Below are 15,035 nucleotides of genomic sequence, written 5' to 3'. Positions count from 1 at the left end.
TGCTGTTAGTATCAGCTTGCAAAATAAACACCAATTGGTCAAGTGCTTAGCGTCATATTTATTATTCTAAAACAACTTATAGTTTGTTTTCTCGAGCCAATGCTTGTTCAAATAGTGTAGTGATTGCAGCAGGAAATGTCTTCTTATGTGTGGATATCGCGTAAAAGAATTCATCTATTCCCTCTAAGTCTTGGTACTTACACAAAACCCCTTGTGTGATTTCATCTTTAACTACGACGCTAGGTAATACCGCCAATGCACCGCTATCTCGGGCTAACAGTCGCATCATCGCCATATCGTCCACCTCTGCCATGATGTTAGGAAAGTATTGATAGCGAGCACAAAGGGCATTAAATGCAGTACGTTGATCAGAATGGGTTGGTGGTAGGATCCAGCGCACCTGTTCATAGCCGCTCGGAAAATCGGTGGTAGGTTTGAGTTCTGGTGGACCTACAATGGCGAGAGGTTGCTTGGCAACTAACTGACACTGCCAATACCTGTCAGACGAATCAAAGTTAACGGTGCGATTGGTTAATACTAAATCTAATTCGTGGTTAGTCAGTCCGTTGAGTAACTCGCCAATGCTGGCGGACTTCAACTTAAACTGTACATCGTCGTTTGTCATTAAAGGGGCAATAAATGCTTCAACAAAGTTACGTGACAAGGTGGTGAGTACGCCAATTGATAAACGTGTAGTTGATGTAACCCCTTTGCTGAGCAGGGCTTCTAGCTCTTGGCCTTTGGAGAAAATATCTTCTGCGTAGTTTAATACTTGCTTGCCTTGCTCTGTAAGCACCAGCTTTCTGCCCACTCGTTCAAAAAGTACGGTGTCTATGTTGTGTTCAAGCTGTTTGATCTGTGCAGACAATGCGGATTGAGAGATATGCAGAGCCTGTGCGGTTTGGGTCAAATTGCCTGTTTTAGCCACTCGCCAAAAATAGTAGAGATGATGATAATTCAAACGGCCCATATTCATATGTAAAATAGAACGAATGCATTGATTATATCTATTTTAATTCACTTTTAAAGGTTGCGATAATCAGTTCAGCATTTGAACCAGGAGAAAGTCATGTTAAACAGTGTTGTGCTTGCGTTACTTTTACAGTTTCTCTTTGCCGCGTTTGTATTTTCGCGGCCGTCATTAAAGCCCACGCAGTATCGCTCCAGAAGTAGTGTTTTTACGCTGACTGTGGTTGTAACGCTCATCGGTGCATGGGGGCTTTGGAGTGTCTATGGTGATCTATCCGGTGGTATCTTTACCGTTAACTTTTTTAGATTATCCATCGTCTCGTTAGTTGCCTTTATGGCAATCGTATTAGCCCGCTTTTCTATCGCTTATCTTGCAGGTGAGAGACGTCAAGGAGTTTACTTCCAATCGCTTTTTCTTACCTTATCCTGTGTACTTTTAGTATTACTGAGTAACCACTTAGCCATATTCTGGATTGGTTGGGTCGCGATTAGTTTGAGCTTTCATCGACTGCTGGTGTTTTATCCTGACAGACCAAGAGCAGTACTTGCAGCACATAAAAAGTTTATTTTGGCACGAGTTGCTGAGATAGCATTGTTAGTCGCGTTCATCTGTTTGTACTCAACTCACAATACGTTCAACGTTCAGCAGATTGTGGCGCACTACAGTGCAGGGGCTAATACAGTTGTCGGGGTAGAGCAATTAGCTGCTGTGTTACTGGCTGTTGCAGCTTTAATTAAATGTGCTCAACTTCCCGTACATGGTTGGTTGATTCAAGTTGTCGAATCACCAACGCCAGTAAGTGCGTTACTTCATGCCGGCATAATAAACTTAGGGGGCTTTTTAATCATGCTATTTGGCCCTCTTGTACTACAGGTCGCTGTAGCCAAAGCCTTGTTGTTAATTGTTGCGGGTTTAACGGCCGTATTAGCGGCGCTTATCATGACCACCCGAATTAGTTTAAAAGTGCGCTTGGCTTGGTCAACCAGTGCGCAAATGGGGTTAATGCTGGTGGAATGTGCACTAGGGTTGTTTGAACTGGCCTTGTTACATCTACTCGCGCACTCTGCATACAAAGCGCATGCGTTTTTGACATCTAGTCAGTGGATCTATGAGGATTTGTCACGTCGTCTTGCAATGCAAACAACACCATCTTTACTTAGTTGGATTGTGGCATTGGGTTTGTCTGCAATATTAGTTTCCAGTGCAGTGTTTGTCAGCGACTATCAAGGACCAATGAGTATTTGGGTTTTACTCGCAGGTGCTGTATTGCTCTGGTCTGTTTTTAAGTTCTCTGGCTGTTCAGTTATTGTGGGGGTAGCCAATACTGTTTTTGCTGCTGCTATTGTTGGTGTTTACTTACTGCAAAAAACACTACTTTCAAATTTTGTTACGTTACCTGAGTTTTTCATCGCACCTACTTGGGGGCTGGCGGATAGCTGGGTATTGGTGTTAATCCTCGGTCTAATGGTGCTGAGTTATTTCCTCTATTATCGCCCCGACTTCGCATGGACACAGAAGCTATCAAGACTGCTTTATGCGGGTTTCTACCTTGATGAATGGTTTACTCGCGCAACCTTGATTATTTGGCCGGTGCAGTTACCTGTTCAGCAAAAAATCAAAACCTTTAAGCGCCAACTTATAACTCAGAAGAAGGAGTGCTAATAATGCATGCAAAACAACATCATGTTGAATCATCTCTTACTAGCACACAAGATGGTCAGCTCCTGCAAGCAGAATCTAACATCGCGCCGACGTGGCCTTTAGATCAACTCATCGCTGTTAATCCATTTTGGGGAATGCGACATCAAGCTTTTGGACTAGTGTCCGCCAAATTGTCGGCCTTGGCGAAGGTAAATATGCTGATGTCGAGCCATTGGTATCTGGACTTATGGCAGCTGGGGGAAATTTCTGAGTCAGGCTTGCTAGCTGCATTAGCCTTACATAAGCAGGAGGAATCGCCTGAGTCATTTTTGAATGAGCTTAGGCGCTCAAGTCAATTGGAAAAGTCGCACTGGCATACCTTAGCTGAGTTAAATGACCGGTACCGCTCACGTCACAAAATGTTGTGGCAAGATGAAATAACACATCAAATCAGCCAGTTTTGTGCCGCACATTATCAGCGAGTTCAACCTGTGTTACAGCAAACTCAGCAAGATAATAATTTAGGTTTGTATCAACATTGGTTACAAACCGTGTCAGCGGATAGAGGCATAGCCATAGTGATGGGGGAAGCAGATCTGCGTCGATATTTTAATGCCCTTCCACAAAACCCAGAGCAGCTATTGGCTGTGGCTATTAATGAGTTACAGATCAATGAAGATATCCTGACCGACTATGTACACTTATTATTGCTCGATATTAACGGCTGGGCTTCTTGGGTTGCCTATGAAAAGTGGCAAGCGGATTTAGAAGGTAAGTCGCACAATGAGATGCGCGAACTGCTGACTATTCGTATGGCTTGGGAACTGGTTGTTTGGCGCTACACACAAGATAAAGACGCAAATCTATTTGCGCAGATTAAACATGTCTGGAACCTACAACAGCAACAGCTCGTTTCTTTGTATCAAGATCACGCAAAAAAACTCGAACCAAGACTGATAATGCAAACGGCGCTAGAGCTGAGTTATCAACAATCGCTAGCAAAAGCGCTTGCTAGCACTACTGACAGCGCATCCGAAGTGCCAGAGCTGCAAGCTGTCTTTTGTATTGATGTGCGTTCGGAGCCAATTCGTAGAGCACTGGAGGCACAACACAAGGATATTGAAACGCTAGGTTATGCTGGATTTTTTGGGCTGCCTATTCAATATCAACCCAAAGACAGTAGTTATTGTCGTCCGCATTTGCCGGGCCTGCTAAAAGCGCCATTCACCGTCACCGAGTCTGACTCATCAACAACGTTATCAGCAAAGCGAGCACAAAAAGCGAAGTGGCATCATTGGTCGCATTCAGCTGCCGCGTCTTTTTCTATGGTTGAATCGTTTGGTGTGAGTTACTTCTATAAATTATTAGCAAGGACATTTTCACTGTCTCAACCTGTGCATCCAGTAGATAGCAACTTAGCGAACGGACAATGGCAACTTTATGATGCAGAGCGACCATTAACCACGGTTGAAAAGGCAGAATTAGTAGCGGGAATTCTGAGCAGTTTAGGGCTAAAGCAGTTTGCGAAAACCGTATTATTAGTCGGTCATGGTGCGCAAACCACCAATAACCTTCATGAAGCTGGGCTACATTGTGGTGCGTGTGGAGGGCAGTCAGGCGAGCTGAATGCCAAGGTGTTGGCACAACTATTAAATGACGTAGAAGTACGCAACGCGCTGAAAGAAAAAAATATTGAGATTCCAAAGCAGACTCAGTTTATTGCAGCGCTGCACAATACCACAACCGAAGAAATTAAGGTTTTTACCGAGCTAGATCCAACTAGCATGGCGTGGATAAGTGCTGCCAGTGCACAAGTAAGGCGAGAACGTGTAAAGGCACACAATCCTCAGCTTGCAAATGATACAGACAAAACACTTGCTGCACACTTTAACGCACAGGCTAGCGATTGGTCTCAAGTACGTCCTGAATGGGGATTAGCCAACAATGCTGCTTTTATTGTGGCTCCACGCTCAACCACTAAGCGGTTCACGCTTGAGGGCAGGGCATTTCTACATAATTACGACGCTGCACAAGACACCACCTTTACACTGCTTGAAGCTATTCTTACAGCACCAATGATCGTCACCAATTGGATCAACATGCAGTACAATGCCTCGGTTACTGAGCCCCTTAAATACGGCAGTGGTAATAAGGTGCTGCATAACGTTGTTGGCGGTCATATCGGGGTTTTTGAAGGTAATGGTGGGGACTTAAGAATAGGTTTGCCGAAACAGTCACTGCATGACGGTGAAAAATGGATGCATACACCGCAGCGATTGTCAGTTTTCATCCAAGCACCCACACAGGCGATAGAGCACATCATTAAAAAGCACGAATCTGTAAGCAGTTTAGTGAATAATCAGTGGTTGTATATGCTGGCAATTGATGCTGAGACAAAACTGATCTCTCGATATCAACATGGCCAATGGGTTGAAGTGAGTTAACTCCAAAAACGGTGACCAAGAGAGTTTCTCCGTCACCGCGTTCGATGACGTTACTTAACGATATGCAGCAAAGAGCTAAAGTTATCGCTCCAAAGCACTTCTTCTGCTTCGGCAATTAGCGATGGTTGATTATGTTTTTGAAGTGTTGGGTTTTGCAGCACAGATGGATCACGGGTAAGCAACACCCAATCCGCAGTGGTACCGTCATCAGCACTGGTGCCTTGACTAAAGTACATCATTTCCAGTTTGTGGGCATTGGCTGCCGCTTTTACTACCGGTAGTAAATCTAGATAGTTATTGGAGATATGCAGCGCTAATACGCCATCGTTTTGCAAATGTGCTAAGTACAGCTGAAATGACTCTATAGTGAGTAAATGCTTGGGAATAGCGTCACTTGAAAAGGCATCAATCACTAACACATTGTAGGCGGGTTGAGAGGTATCTCTGGCCGCAAGTGATAGTCTCCCGTCTCCCAAGATGATATTGGTGCTTGCTTTACCGTCACTAAGATAGCTGAAGTATTCTTTCGCCACCCGAGCAACATTGGGGTTAAGTTCGTAGTAGTCGATGCGATCTTTAACATCACCATACACCGACAGTGTACCCGCGCCGAGTCCTATAATTCCCATATTGAGGGCTTGTTTTGCTTTTAACTCGGTTAGCAGTAATCCGATCCCACTTTGATAACTGTAATAGGCAAGTGGAATATGCTTTTTGGTTGTATCTAGGCTTTGAGCGCCGTGCGAGGTCATGCCATCGATTAGGCGCCGTTCATGGATAGCTGCAGCATCGATATCTTTTACACTTAAGGTGCCATAAAAGTTTCGGCTGGTATGAATATCAAACTGAGAAAAAGTACTATTTAAATAGATAAATAAGCTAGTAAAAATACCTAAACCAGCCAAAATCCCGAGTTGCTTTATTCGTGCAAAGGACAACCAAGTCACGTTCTGAGTCGTCATGTGAGAGCCGATTAACGCCAACAACATGGTGGCAGCAATACCGAGTGGAAATTCAAAGTATTCGTTAAATACAGTCGGGGCGATGACCGAAACAAACAACCCCCCAAAAAAACCGCCCAGGGAAATATGTAAATAAAACTGCGTAAGGTGAGCTTCTTTCGGTGTTGATTTAGCCAATTCGCCATGACAAATCATGCAGCCACTTGCCAAGGTTATGGAGTAAATAACTAACTGACTATAAACGTCAAATAACGCATTGCTATGATATAAAAACGCAGTACATATCGCACTCAAGATAAAAAAGCTGGTGGTGATCCCGCGATGATAAAACGTTTTAAGGCTGAAACTTAAAATGTAGGTCAGGAGGTAAATCACTAAGGGCAGAATCCACAAAAAAGGCACGGGTGGAATGTTCTGTGTGATTGCATTGGTAATTGAAAGTAACAGCACGACACCGGTTGCCGACAGTGCAAGCCAGTAAAACTTTTGAGTCCATGCAGTGGGAGGTGTTGAATGACTGACTGTTTGCTCGGTAAGAGCCGCAGCCTTACTGTGTTTAAATACTAAAAACGTAATGCTCAATAGCAACACACTGTAAGCTAGAAATGAAACACTCCAGAGCAGCTTTTGGCTACTTATTGCTAGATTTGGCTCAAAGATAAATGGGTATGATAGAAGCCCAACTAGTGCGCCTACGTTGGAAACCGCATAAAAATAGTAACTTTCTCCGCTGTTTGCCGATTTCAATTGGCTATACCACTTTTGTAACATGGGTACGGAGGTGGCGAGCAATAAATAGGGCATACCAATGGCAAAAAACAGTGTGACTAAAATGCTTATAATTGGTGAGTCGGTATTATCGTTTAGCTGAAATACCTCTACCGAGACAGGTAAAAAAAGCAAACAAACGAACGTCAGTAAGGCATGAATAGTCAGCTGCTTTTTAATCGCCAATTTACTTAAGCTGTGTGAATACAAATATCCAACTAACAGAAAAGTCTGGAAAAAGAACATGCAGCTAGTCCAAACTGCGGCTGAGCCACCAAAAAAAGGCGTGGTAATTTTACCAACCAAAGGCTGGATCTGAAAAAGTAAAAATGCGCCGAGCAGGATCGTAAGCAAAAACAGCTGTTTCATAACAAATACAATAGTCCAAACAAAAACGCGCACAGCTTACCTGCTTTGTAAGCATCGAAGCAACTTGATAATAAGAAAGGCTTGTTTGGCGATTTGAGCTGCCCTCGGTGTATTGTCACAAAGCATGGGTGCAATTGCTATAAAACGGCAGTGGACAATTAGAGCAGATCAGGACTTCTGTTAACGAATAAATGCGGCAAGAAATTATATGAATCAACTTTTCAACCCAAAGTACTTTCTGAGAGAAGAATTCATTGTCTCGATTAAACTCCTGACGCTTGCTGCGGTTTTTTCGTCATCGATTTTTATAGGTTGCATAGAAAGTTTTATCTGTTCTTTATCCAGAAACAGGTAAGTTAAGGTCATGTCTATAAAAATTATAGAGAAGTAAAGCATGGCTCCAGAGGAGAAAGCAGTTGCGATAGAGAGTATGGCAAAACTTAGCTTTGATATGACAAAGTTCTTATTTGTTTTTGATGGTATGTAATATGTGACGTCTTTTGATAAACCACTAGAGCTCATTTTTTCAATAAAGTAAAACTTCTCATTATCACTAATTTCTGTAGCTTCTAGAATTTTTGCCATTCTAGATGAGCTTTCAGCAAAGTAACTACTAGCGGTTGCAGATAAAATTGTAAGAATAAAAGTTACTAAAAATAGTACGAAAGGGATCCAAATAACTTTTCTTCGCATTTTTAAGCTCGGATTATCAGGGAAATCCTTGATGAGGAGGTGATGTTTCTTCCATGTTTCAACTGCCCGAACAGGGTCGGAAAACTTGCCTAGCTTTTTGAAAAAATCTTTATTTCCTTGATATTCGGTTAAGATTCTTAGATTAGAAGATTCGATATATGATTTGGAAACATTATCCATATCACCTGGTAGAGATATTAATATTTCAGCAGCTTTTTGCTTAGCATCGTCCTTTTTATGTTTTCTCGAAAACCATAAAGGTAGAATTATCGCAAGAATAGCGGTCGAAATAGTTAGGGTTTGTACTAGTTCATTAAACGTCATTGATTGTAAATTCCATCTTTAAAGGCAATTTAATCATCTCTTAAGGACTTAATACAGCCGACTATTAGCCTCAAGACTTTGTGTATATATTAAATAGTTTTAATTGCTTGTTAAATAATAGGGGGAAATGACTTGATTAATTTTTTCCTCACATCAAAAATATGCTTGTTATAAATTTCATCTAATATACTCATTTTATGACTCAAGTAACGCTTCAAATGATCATCTTGAAACTTAAGCTCTAACTAGCCTACTTTTAGTAAGTATGTTGACTTGTTTAACTGTTAAATTTGGCATTTTCCACCTCTTGTACTTACCAGTATTTGGAGACTAGCAGTGAAAAATACTCACCACAATACTCACCAGTTGGATGAAACAGAATGAAAAAATACGGAACCATAAAAACAAAACCCCGCTATAAAGCGAGGTTTTTCAATGGGTTGTGAATATTTTTGAGCGCTAGTGAACATTACTCAATATTCTGGATCTGCTCTCTCATTTGCTCAATCAACACTTTTAACTCGACCGCTGCATTGGTGATGTCGGTGTTGATAGACTTTGAGGCTAGGGTGTTTGACTCGCGGTTAAACTCTTGCATCATAAAGTCTAGGCGTCGGCCACAGGCACCGCCTTTTTTGAGGATTTTATGGGTTTCTTTAACGTGTGACTTTAAGCGGTCTAGTTCTTCAGCGACATCTTGCTTTTGAGCAAGGTAAATGAGCTCTTGTTCTAAGCGGCTTTCATCAATGTCGGTTTTTAACTCTTCTAGTTTTTGTGAAAGCTTTTCACGTTGCCACTTGTTCACTTCTGGCATGTAACCTTCAACAATTGCGACTTGCTCGACTATTGAATCTAGACGCGTGGTGATCATGTCTTCTAGGTTTGCGCCTTCGCTAGCGCGGGCCGCTTTGAAGTCTTCTACTAATTCATCAAAACCGGTAAGTAGGGAGCTATTTACAGTGTCTAAATCTACTTCTTCTGCTTCCATCACGCCTGGCCAACGCAGAATATCAACAGGGTTAATATCACCACCGCTTTGGCTTTGCACCCACTTTGCGCTTTCGATGAGTTGCTTGGCTAGTGTGTCGTTCACATTGAGCTGACCAACGTGCGCGGGGTTCGCGGTAAACTTTAGGTAAACTTCCACCTTGCCGCGTTGTAGATGTTTGCGCAGGCGTTCACGTATTACTGGCTCTAGGCCTCTAAATTGTTCCGGTGCGCGGATGAAGGTTTCAAGATAACGCTGGTTAACTGAGCGGATCTCCCAAACCCCTGTGCCCCAATCACCTTTAACTTCTTTTCGGGCGTAGGCGGTCATACTGTGGATCATATAAAGTCCCTAAATTGGCTTGTTGTAACTGGGCCATTATAGCTGATAAAAAATTCAGCTCTAGGGGAATTTTATTTTTGCCGTAATCGCGTGGCATAGTGACAGCGATCCCTTTATAATATTGAAAATTTTTTTGATGGAGAAGGTGGATGCGTCCAAGCGAGAGAACTGCAAATCAGATCAGGCCTGTTACATTTACACGTAACTACACAATGCATGCTGAAGGGTCAGTGTTGGTAGAATTTGGAAATACCAAAGTATTGTGTACCGCTTCAGTTGAGGCTGGAGTACCGCGCTTTATGAAAGGTCAAGGTAAGGGCTGGATCACAGCAGAATATGGCATGCTTCCGCGTTCTACACATACGCGCAATAACCGCGAAGCTGCAAAGGGTAAACAAGGCGGCCGTACGATGGAAATTCAGCGCCTTATCGCACGTGCATTAAGAGCAGCCGTTGACCTAAAAGCACTTGGTGAAAATACCATTACGATTGATTGCGACGTAATTCAAGCCGATGGTGGTACGCGTACCGCTTCTATCAGTGGTGCTTGTGTGGCATTGGTTGACGCACTAACCCATATGCGCGCTAAGGGTATGATCAACTCCAATCCACTTAAATTTATGATTGCTGCCATTTCGGTGGGTGTTTATAAAGGTCAGCCAATTACCGATCTTGAATATCTAGAAGACTCTGAAGCCGAAACTGACATGAATGTGATCATGACAGAAACTGGCAAGTTGATTGAAGTGCAAGGTACAGCCGAAGGCGAACCGTTCTCTTTTGAAGAATTAGACGAGCTACTTGAGCTGGCAAAACACTCAATCCGCGAGATCATTGATCAGCAAAAACAAGCATTAGCCTAATTAACTCTGACAGGTAGAACATGAAACAGTATCAAAAAGATTTTATTGAATTTGCTCTAGAGAAGCAGGTACTCAAATTTGGTGAGTTTACGCTGAAATCAGGCAGAACCAGTCCGTACTTTTTCAATGCTGGCTTGTTTAACACTGGTCGTGATTTAGCGCGTCTAGGTCGCTTTTATGCGTCTGCATTAGAAGATGCGGGCATTGAATTTGATGTGTTGTTTGGTCCAGCTTACAAGGGGATTCCTATTGCCACAACAACCGCAGTGGCGCTTGCAGATCATCACGACAAAGATGTACCTTATTGCTTTAATCGTAAAGAGAAAAAGCAACACGGTGAGGGTGGCAACTTAGTGGGCTCTGCGCTTGAAGGCCGTATTATGCTGGTGGACGATGTGATCACCGCAGGTACTGCAATTCGTGAATCAATGGAGATCATTGCAGCAAATGGTGCTGATCTTGCTGGTGTATTGATTGCACTTGACCGCCAAGAAAAAGGCAAGGCTGAACTGTCTGCAATTCAAGAAGTTGAGCGTGACTTTAACACCAAAGTGGTGTCGATTGTTAAACTATCAGATCTTATCACTTACCTTGAGCAGCAAGGTGGTATGGATGAGCATTTGGAAGCGGTAAAAGCTTATCGAGATGCTTACGGTATAATGTAACGCTTATCGTTTTTGAAAAATACCAGTCATGTGACTGGTATTTTTTTGCCTACAAATTCAGTGTGATGATAAATAAAGACTCTATTCTTAATACGGTTATATGTTAATCCGCAACAGTATAAGGTAGCGCAGCAGAGCGGCTTGAATTATTACCTTTTAATAGCATATCAATTGAACAACAAAGTCAGCCGATTATCAGCTGAGTGTGTTAACCTAATTGCAAGATTATAAAGTAGAACAAGACTTATGCATGTACATATTTTAGGGATTTGTGGCACCTTTATGGGTGGTATCGCGGCGATAGCAAAATCACTCGGTCACAAAGTAACAGGCTCTGATCAAAACGTGTATCCACCAATGAGTACGCAGCTTGAATCTTTGGGGATCGAACTGACTCAAGGGTATGATCCTGAGCAGTTAGCATCAAATCCCGATGTGGTGATCATCGGTAACGCCATGAGTCGTGGCAACCCGTGCGTTGAATATGTGCTTGATAAAGGATTGCCTTATACTTCGGGCCCTGAGTGGTTGAAAAAACATGTATTACAAACTGCGTGGGTGCTCGCTGTTGCGGGTACACATGGTAAAACCACCACTGCAAGTATGCTCGCGTGGTTATTGGAGTACGCAGGGCTAAACCCGGGTTTTTTGATCGGTGGAATAGTGCAAAACTTTGGTATATCAGCGCGCACTTCAGATACCCCTTTTTTTGTGATTGAAGCAGACGAATACGACACGGCATTTTTTGATAAGCGCAGTAAGTTTGTTCATTACTTGCCACGCACTTTGATCCTCAATAATTTAGAATATGATCATGCTGATATCTTCCCGGATCTTAATGCCATTCAGACGCAGTTCCATCATTTAATCAGAACCTTACCCTCACAAGGTAAAGCGATTTATCCTGCACAAGATGAAGCACTTAATGATGTGATTGAACGTGGCTTTTGGAGTCAAAAAGAAACTCTAGGCGGTGATTGGAATTATCAGCTGTTAGCAGCCGATGGGTCGCATTTCACTGTACTGTTAAACGGTGAAACTCAAGGCGAAGTCCGTTGGCAAGCCATTGGCGAACATAATGTGAAAAACGCCATTATGGCGATTGCTGCGGCTCGTCACGTTGGTATTCCTGTATCGGTTAGTATCGAAGCGTTAGCGCAGTTTAAATCTCCAAAACGTCGGATGGAGTTAAAAGGTGTGGTAAATGGTGTCACCGTATATGATGACTTTGCCCATCACCCCACAGCGATAGAAACCACCCTTGCAGGGTTGCGTGCCAAAGTCGGAAACGAGCGTATCGTTGCGATTTTAGAGCCGCGTTCTAATACCATGAAACTAGGTGTTCACCAACAAACACTCATGGCTTCACTGGCGGTGGCTGACGAGGTGTTAGTATACGAACCTGAAGGATTAGCTTGGTCACTGAGCAGTGCCGCAGAACAGGCCGGCAGGCTGTGTTTTAACTCAATTGAAGAAATCATCTCGCAGGTGGTGACCAATCGCACCGATAAACAGCACGTATTAATAATGAGTAATGGTGGATTCGGTGGAATTCACGACAAATTATTAGCGGCATTGGAAAACTAATCGATGAACCAGCAAACCTTTAACGGAAAAATCACCCTCGCGTTTAGTGGGGCATCAGGTGCACCATACGGGCTGAGACTATTAGAAGTCTTAGTGTCGTTAAACTATCAAGTTTATGTGCTAATTTCGAGCGCGGCGCGCGTGGTGTTAGATACAGAATCAAACGTCAAGCTTTCGGGTAACGAAGAAAAAGCTTCTCAGCAGTTATCTGAGATGTTTTCTGCCAAGCCTGAACAAATTCAAGTGTTTGGCAAAGAGAATTGGTTTAGCCCGGTAGCGTCTGGTTCAGCGGCACCTAAACAAATGGTCGTTTGCCCGTGTAGCGCGGGTAGTGTTTCAGCCATTGCGATGGGCGCATCGGATAATCTACTTGAGCGTGCAGCAGACGTGGTGATCAAAGAACGCGGACAATTGATTTTAGTCCCAAGAGAAACGCCGTTCAGTTCAATTCATTTAGAGAACATGTTAAAGCTCAGCCAGCTTGGTGTGACGATTATGCCAGCGGCTCCTGGGTTTTATCATCAGCCACAAAGCATTGCAGACTTGGTCGATTTTATGGTGGCAAGAATATTAGATCATCTCAACATAGCGCACACTTTAGCGAAGCGTTGGGGATATGGAGAATAATAAAACGATGACAGTTGCATTAAATATCAAAGGGTTAACTAAGGTCTATAAAAACGGTGTGGAAGCCGTAAAGGGAATTGACCTTGAAGTTCAAGAGGGAGACTTTTTTGCATTGCTTGGACCGAATGGGGCGGGCAAATCAACGACCATAGGGGTGATCGCTTCGTTGGTAAACAAAACACAAGGCCAAGTTGAAGTGTTTGGACATAGCATCGACACGGATCTAGAAGCTGCCAAGTCACACTTGGGGTTAGTACCACAAGAGTTTAACTTTGGTCAGTTTGAGACGCTAAATCAGATCCTCGTGAACCAAGCAGGTTACTACGGTGTGCCGAGAAATATCGCCCATGAGCGTGCTGAAAAGTACCTAAAACAACTGGGACTATTTGATAAAAAAGACAAACAAGCACGCACCTTGTCAGGTGGTATGAAGCGCCGTTTGATGATAGCTCGTGCGCTTATGCACGAACCAAAACTGCTTATTTTGGATGAGCCAACCGCTGGCGTGGATATTGAATTGCGTCGCTCTATGTGGGACTTCCTGCGTGAAATAAATCAACAAGGCGTAACGATTATTCTTACTACGCACTACTTAGAGGAAGCCGAGCTGCTGTGCCGTAATATTGCCATTATCGACAAAGGTCAAATTGTAGAGCACACCACCATCAAAGCGTTGTTGGCTAAACTCGACAAAGAAACGTTCGTTCTGGATATGAAAGCGCCAATGCAACCGGCTACGCTCGACGGATATACCTTCAAGGTAATTGATGATCACACCATTGAAGTTGAAGTGGCAAAATCACAAGGTCTAAATGGTGTGTTTAATCAGCTGTCTGAACAAGGCAATCAAGTATTGAGTATGCGTAATAAGGCGAACCGATTGGAAGAGTTGTTTGTAGGGTTATTAGAGCAAGGGCGAGGTGCATAACGTGTTTAAATATGGCGTAGCGTTAAAAAGTATTTGGATTAAAGAGTGTATTCGTTTCTTACGTATTTGGGTACAAACTCTGGTGCCACCTGCGATCACCATGACCTTATATTTTGTGATCTTTGGTAGTTTGATAGGTTCTCGCATTGGTGAAATGGGGGGCTTTGGTTACATGGAGTTTATTGTGCCTGGTCTTATCATGATGTCGGTGATCACCAACTCTTACTCCAATGTGGCGTCTAGCTTTTATTCCACTAAATTTCAAAAAAGCATCGAGGAGCTGTTAGTCGCACCTGTCCCCAACTATATCATTGTGCTTGGCTATATGGGCGGTGGTATGGCGCGAGGCATGTTAGTTGGCTTAATCGTTACTTTGGTCAGCTTGTTCTTTGTTGATATTCAAATTCATAACCTTGCTGTGATTATTTTGACCGTGGTGCTGACCTCTGCAGTGTTTGCATTGGGTGGTTTGATCAACGCCGTGTATGCCAATAGTTTTGACGATATCAGCATTATTCCAACTTTTGTGTTAACCCCACTGACTTACTTAGGTGGCGTTTTCTATTCAATCAGCTTGTTACCTGAGTTTTGGCAAGGAGTTTCTCAAATCAATCCAATCATTTATATGGTTAACGCCTTTAGGTTTGGCTTTTTAGGTGTGTCCGACGTTGATATCTTCGTATCGTTTGGCGTGTTGTTAGTCTTTATCAGTGTGTTGTTCATGACAGCGCTCACGCTGATTAAGCGTGGTATTGGTTTAAGACACTGATCTCTTTCTTGCCATTGGTGAACAGGCAGGTTCACTAATGGCAAACTTCCCTCAGCAGTGTACTCTTGAAAGATAGCGGTTATAATACGCGCTTT

Annotated in this window: 12 protein-coding genes; 8 read left to right on the top strand and 4 right to left on the bottom strand. The window is 43.0% G+C overall.

Annotated features, from left to right (window positions below; genetic code table 11):
* Window positions 1–76 precede the first annotated feature (76 nt).
* The gene (locus ACSLBF_RS14855) at window positions 77–970 is read right to left on the bottom strand and encodes a LysR family transcriptional regulator (protein WP_440054136.1); all 894 of its coding nucleotides are present in this window, start codon (window positions 968–970) and stop codon (window positions 77–79) included.
* A 99-nt stretch (window positions 971–1,069) separates the two neighbouring features.
* On the opposite strand from ACSLBF_RS14855, the gene ACSLBF_RS14850 reads away from it, so the two are divergent.
* Both ACSLBF_RS14850 and ACSLBF_RS14845 read left to right on the top strand, forming a co-directional pair.
* Window positions 1,070–2,632 carry an NADH-quinone oxidoreductase subunit L gene (locus ACSLBF_RS14850; RefSeq protein WP_440054135.1) on the top strand — a complete coding sequence of 521 codons (1,563 nt, stop codon included), beginning with the start codon at window positions 1,070–1,072 and terminating at the stop codon, window positions 2,630–2,632.
* Between the two features lie 2 nt (window positions 2,633–2,634).
* Complete coding sequence (locus ACSLBF_RS14845) at window positions 2,635–5,055, top strand: YbcC family protein (RefSeq protein ID WP_440054134.1); 2,421 nt, start codon at window positions 2,635–2,637, stop codon at window positions 5,053–5,055.
* A 50-nt stretch (window positions 5,056–5,105) separates the two neighbouring features.
* On the opposite strand, the gene ACSLBF_RS14840 is transcribed toward ACSLBF_RS14845, so the two are convergent.
* From ACSLBF_RS14840 to ACSLBF_RS14830, 3 genes are all read right to left on the bottom strand, one after another.
* Window positions 5,106–7,154: a fused MFS/spermidine synthase gene (locus tag ACSLBF_RS14840; RefSeq protein ID WP_440054133.1), complete on the bottom strand. Its 2,049-nt coding sequence runs from the start codon at window positions 7,152–7,154 to the stop codon at window positions 5,106–5,108.
* A gap of 213 nt (window positions 7,155–7,367) precedes the next feature.
* Complete coding sequence (locus ACSLBF_RS14835) at window positions 7,368–8,171, bottom strand: hypothetical protein (RefSeq protein WP_440054132.1); 804 nt, start codon at window positions 8,169–8,171, stop codon at window positions 7,368–7,370.
* Between the two features lie 469 nt (window positions 8,172–8,640).
* Window positions 8,641–9,501, bottom strand: a complete 861-nt coding sequence (locus tag ACSLBF_RS14830; RefSeq protein WP_440054131.1) for a YicC/YloC family endoribonuclease — start codon at window positions 9,499–9,501, stop codon at window positions 8,641–8,643.
* A gap of 149 nt (window positions 9,502–9,650) precedes the next feature.
* Here ACSLBF_RS14830 and rph point away from each other — a divergent pair, with 149 nt between their 5' ends.
* The 6 genes from rph (at window position 9,651) to ACSLBF_RS14800 (ending at window position 14,940) form a co-directional block, all read left to right on the top strand.
* Window positions 9,651–10,364, top strand: coding sequence for a ribonuclease PH (rph, locus tag ACSLBF_RS14825; protein WP_440054130.1), 714 nt, complete (start codon window positions 9,651–9,653; stop codon window positions 10,362–10,364).
* A gap of 20 nt (window positions 10,365–10,384) precedes the next feature.
* Window positions 10,385–11,029 (top strand): orotate phosphoribosyltransferase, encoded by a 645-nt coding sequence (gene pyrE / locus ACSLBF_RS14820; RefSeq protein WP_440054129.1) that lies wholly within the window; start codon window positions 10,385–10,387, stop codon window positions 11,027–11,029.
* Between the two features lie 246 nt (window positions 11,030–11,275).
* Entirely contained in the window at window positions 11,276–12,616 is a 1,341-nt protein-coding gene (gene mpl / locus ACSLBF_RS14815) for a UDP-N-acetylmuramate:L-alanyl-gamma-D-glutamyl-meso-diaminopimelate ligase (RefSeq protein ID WP_440054128.1), read from the top strand.
* Window positions 12,617–12,619: 3 nt separating this feature from the next.
* The gene (locus tag ACSLBF_RS14810) at window positions 12,620–13,243 is read left to right on the top strand and encodes a flavin prenyltransferase UbiX (RefSeq protein ID WP_440054127.1); all 624 of its coding nucleotides are present in this window, start codon (window positions 12,620–12,622) and stop codon (window positions 13,241–13,243) included.
* Window positions 13,244–13,250: 7 nt separating this feature from the next.
* Window positions 13,251–14,171 (top strand): ABC transporter ATP-binding protein, encoded by a 921-nt coding sequence (locus ACSLBF_RS14805; RefSeq protein ID WP_440054126.1) that lies wholly within the window; start codon window positions 13,251–13,253, stop codon window positions 14,169–14,171.
* Window position 14,172: 1 nt separating this feature from the next.
* Complete coding sequence (locus tag ACSLBF_RS14800) at window positions 14,173–14,940, top strand: ABC transporter permease (RefSeq protein ID WP_440054125.1); 768 nt, start codon at window positions 14,173–14,175, stop codon at window positions 14,938–14,940.
* The last annotated feature ends 95 nt before the right edge of the window (window positions 14,941–15,035 follow it).

It is taken from the genome of Pseudoalteromonas sp. T1lg65 (genome assembly GCF_051930985.1).
Lineage (GTDB): Bacteria > Pseudomonadota > Gammaproteobacteria > Enterobacterales > Alteromonadaceae > Pseudoalteromonas.
This window is presented reverse-complemented; position numbering and strand designations above follow the sequence as displayed.

Bases quoted from the DNA above. Each gene is read 5' to 3' on its own strand.
- ACSLBF_RS14855 (WP_440054136.1), bottom strand. From the start codon at position 970: ATGGGCCGTTTGAATTATCATCATCTCTACTATTTTTGGCGAGTGGCT.
- ACSLBF_RS14850 (WP_440054135.1), top strand. From the start codon at position 1,070: ATGTTAAACAGTGTTGTGCTTGCGTTACTTTTACAGTTTCTCTTTGCC.
- ACSLBF_RS14845 (WP_440054134.1), top strand. From the start codon at position 2,635: ATGCATGCAAAACAACATCATGTTGAATCATCTCTTACTAGCACACAA.
- ACSLBF_RS14840 (WP_440054133.1), bottom strand. From the start codon at position 7,154: ATGAAACAGCTGTTTTTGCTTACGATCCTGCTCGGCGCATTTTTACTT.
- ACSLBF_RS14835 (WP_440054132.1), bottom strand. From the start codon at position 8,171: ATGACGTTTAATGAACTAGTACAAACCCTAACTATTTCGACCGCTATT.
- ACSLBF_RS14830 (WP_440054131.1), bottom strand. From the start codon at position 9,501: ATGATCCACAGTATGACCGCCTACGCCCGAAAAGAAGTTAAAGGTGAT.
- rph (WP_440054130.1), top strand. From the start codon at position 9,651: ATGCGTCCAAGCGAGAGAACTGCAAATCAGATCAGGCCTGTTACATTT.
- pyrE (WP_440054129.1), top strand. From the start codon at position 10,385: ATGAAACAGTATCAAAAAGATTTTATTGAATTTGCTCTAGAGAAGCAG.
- mpl (WP_440054128.1), top strand. From the start codon at position 11,276: ATGCATGTACATATTTTAGGGATTTGTGGCACCTTTATGGGTGGTATC.
- ACSLBF_RS14810 (WP_440054127.1), top strand. From the start codon at position 12,620: ATGAACCAGCAAACCTTTAACGGAAAAATCACCCTCGCGTTTAGTGGG.
- ACSLBF_RS14805 (WP_440054126.1), top strand. From the start codon at position 13,251: ATGACAGTTGCATTAAATATCAAAGGGTTAACTAAGGTCTATAAAAAC.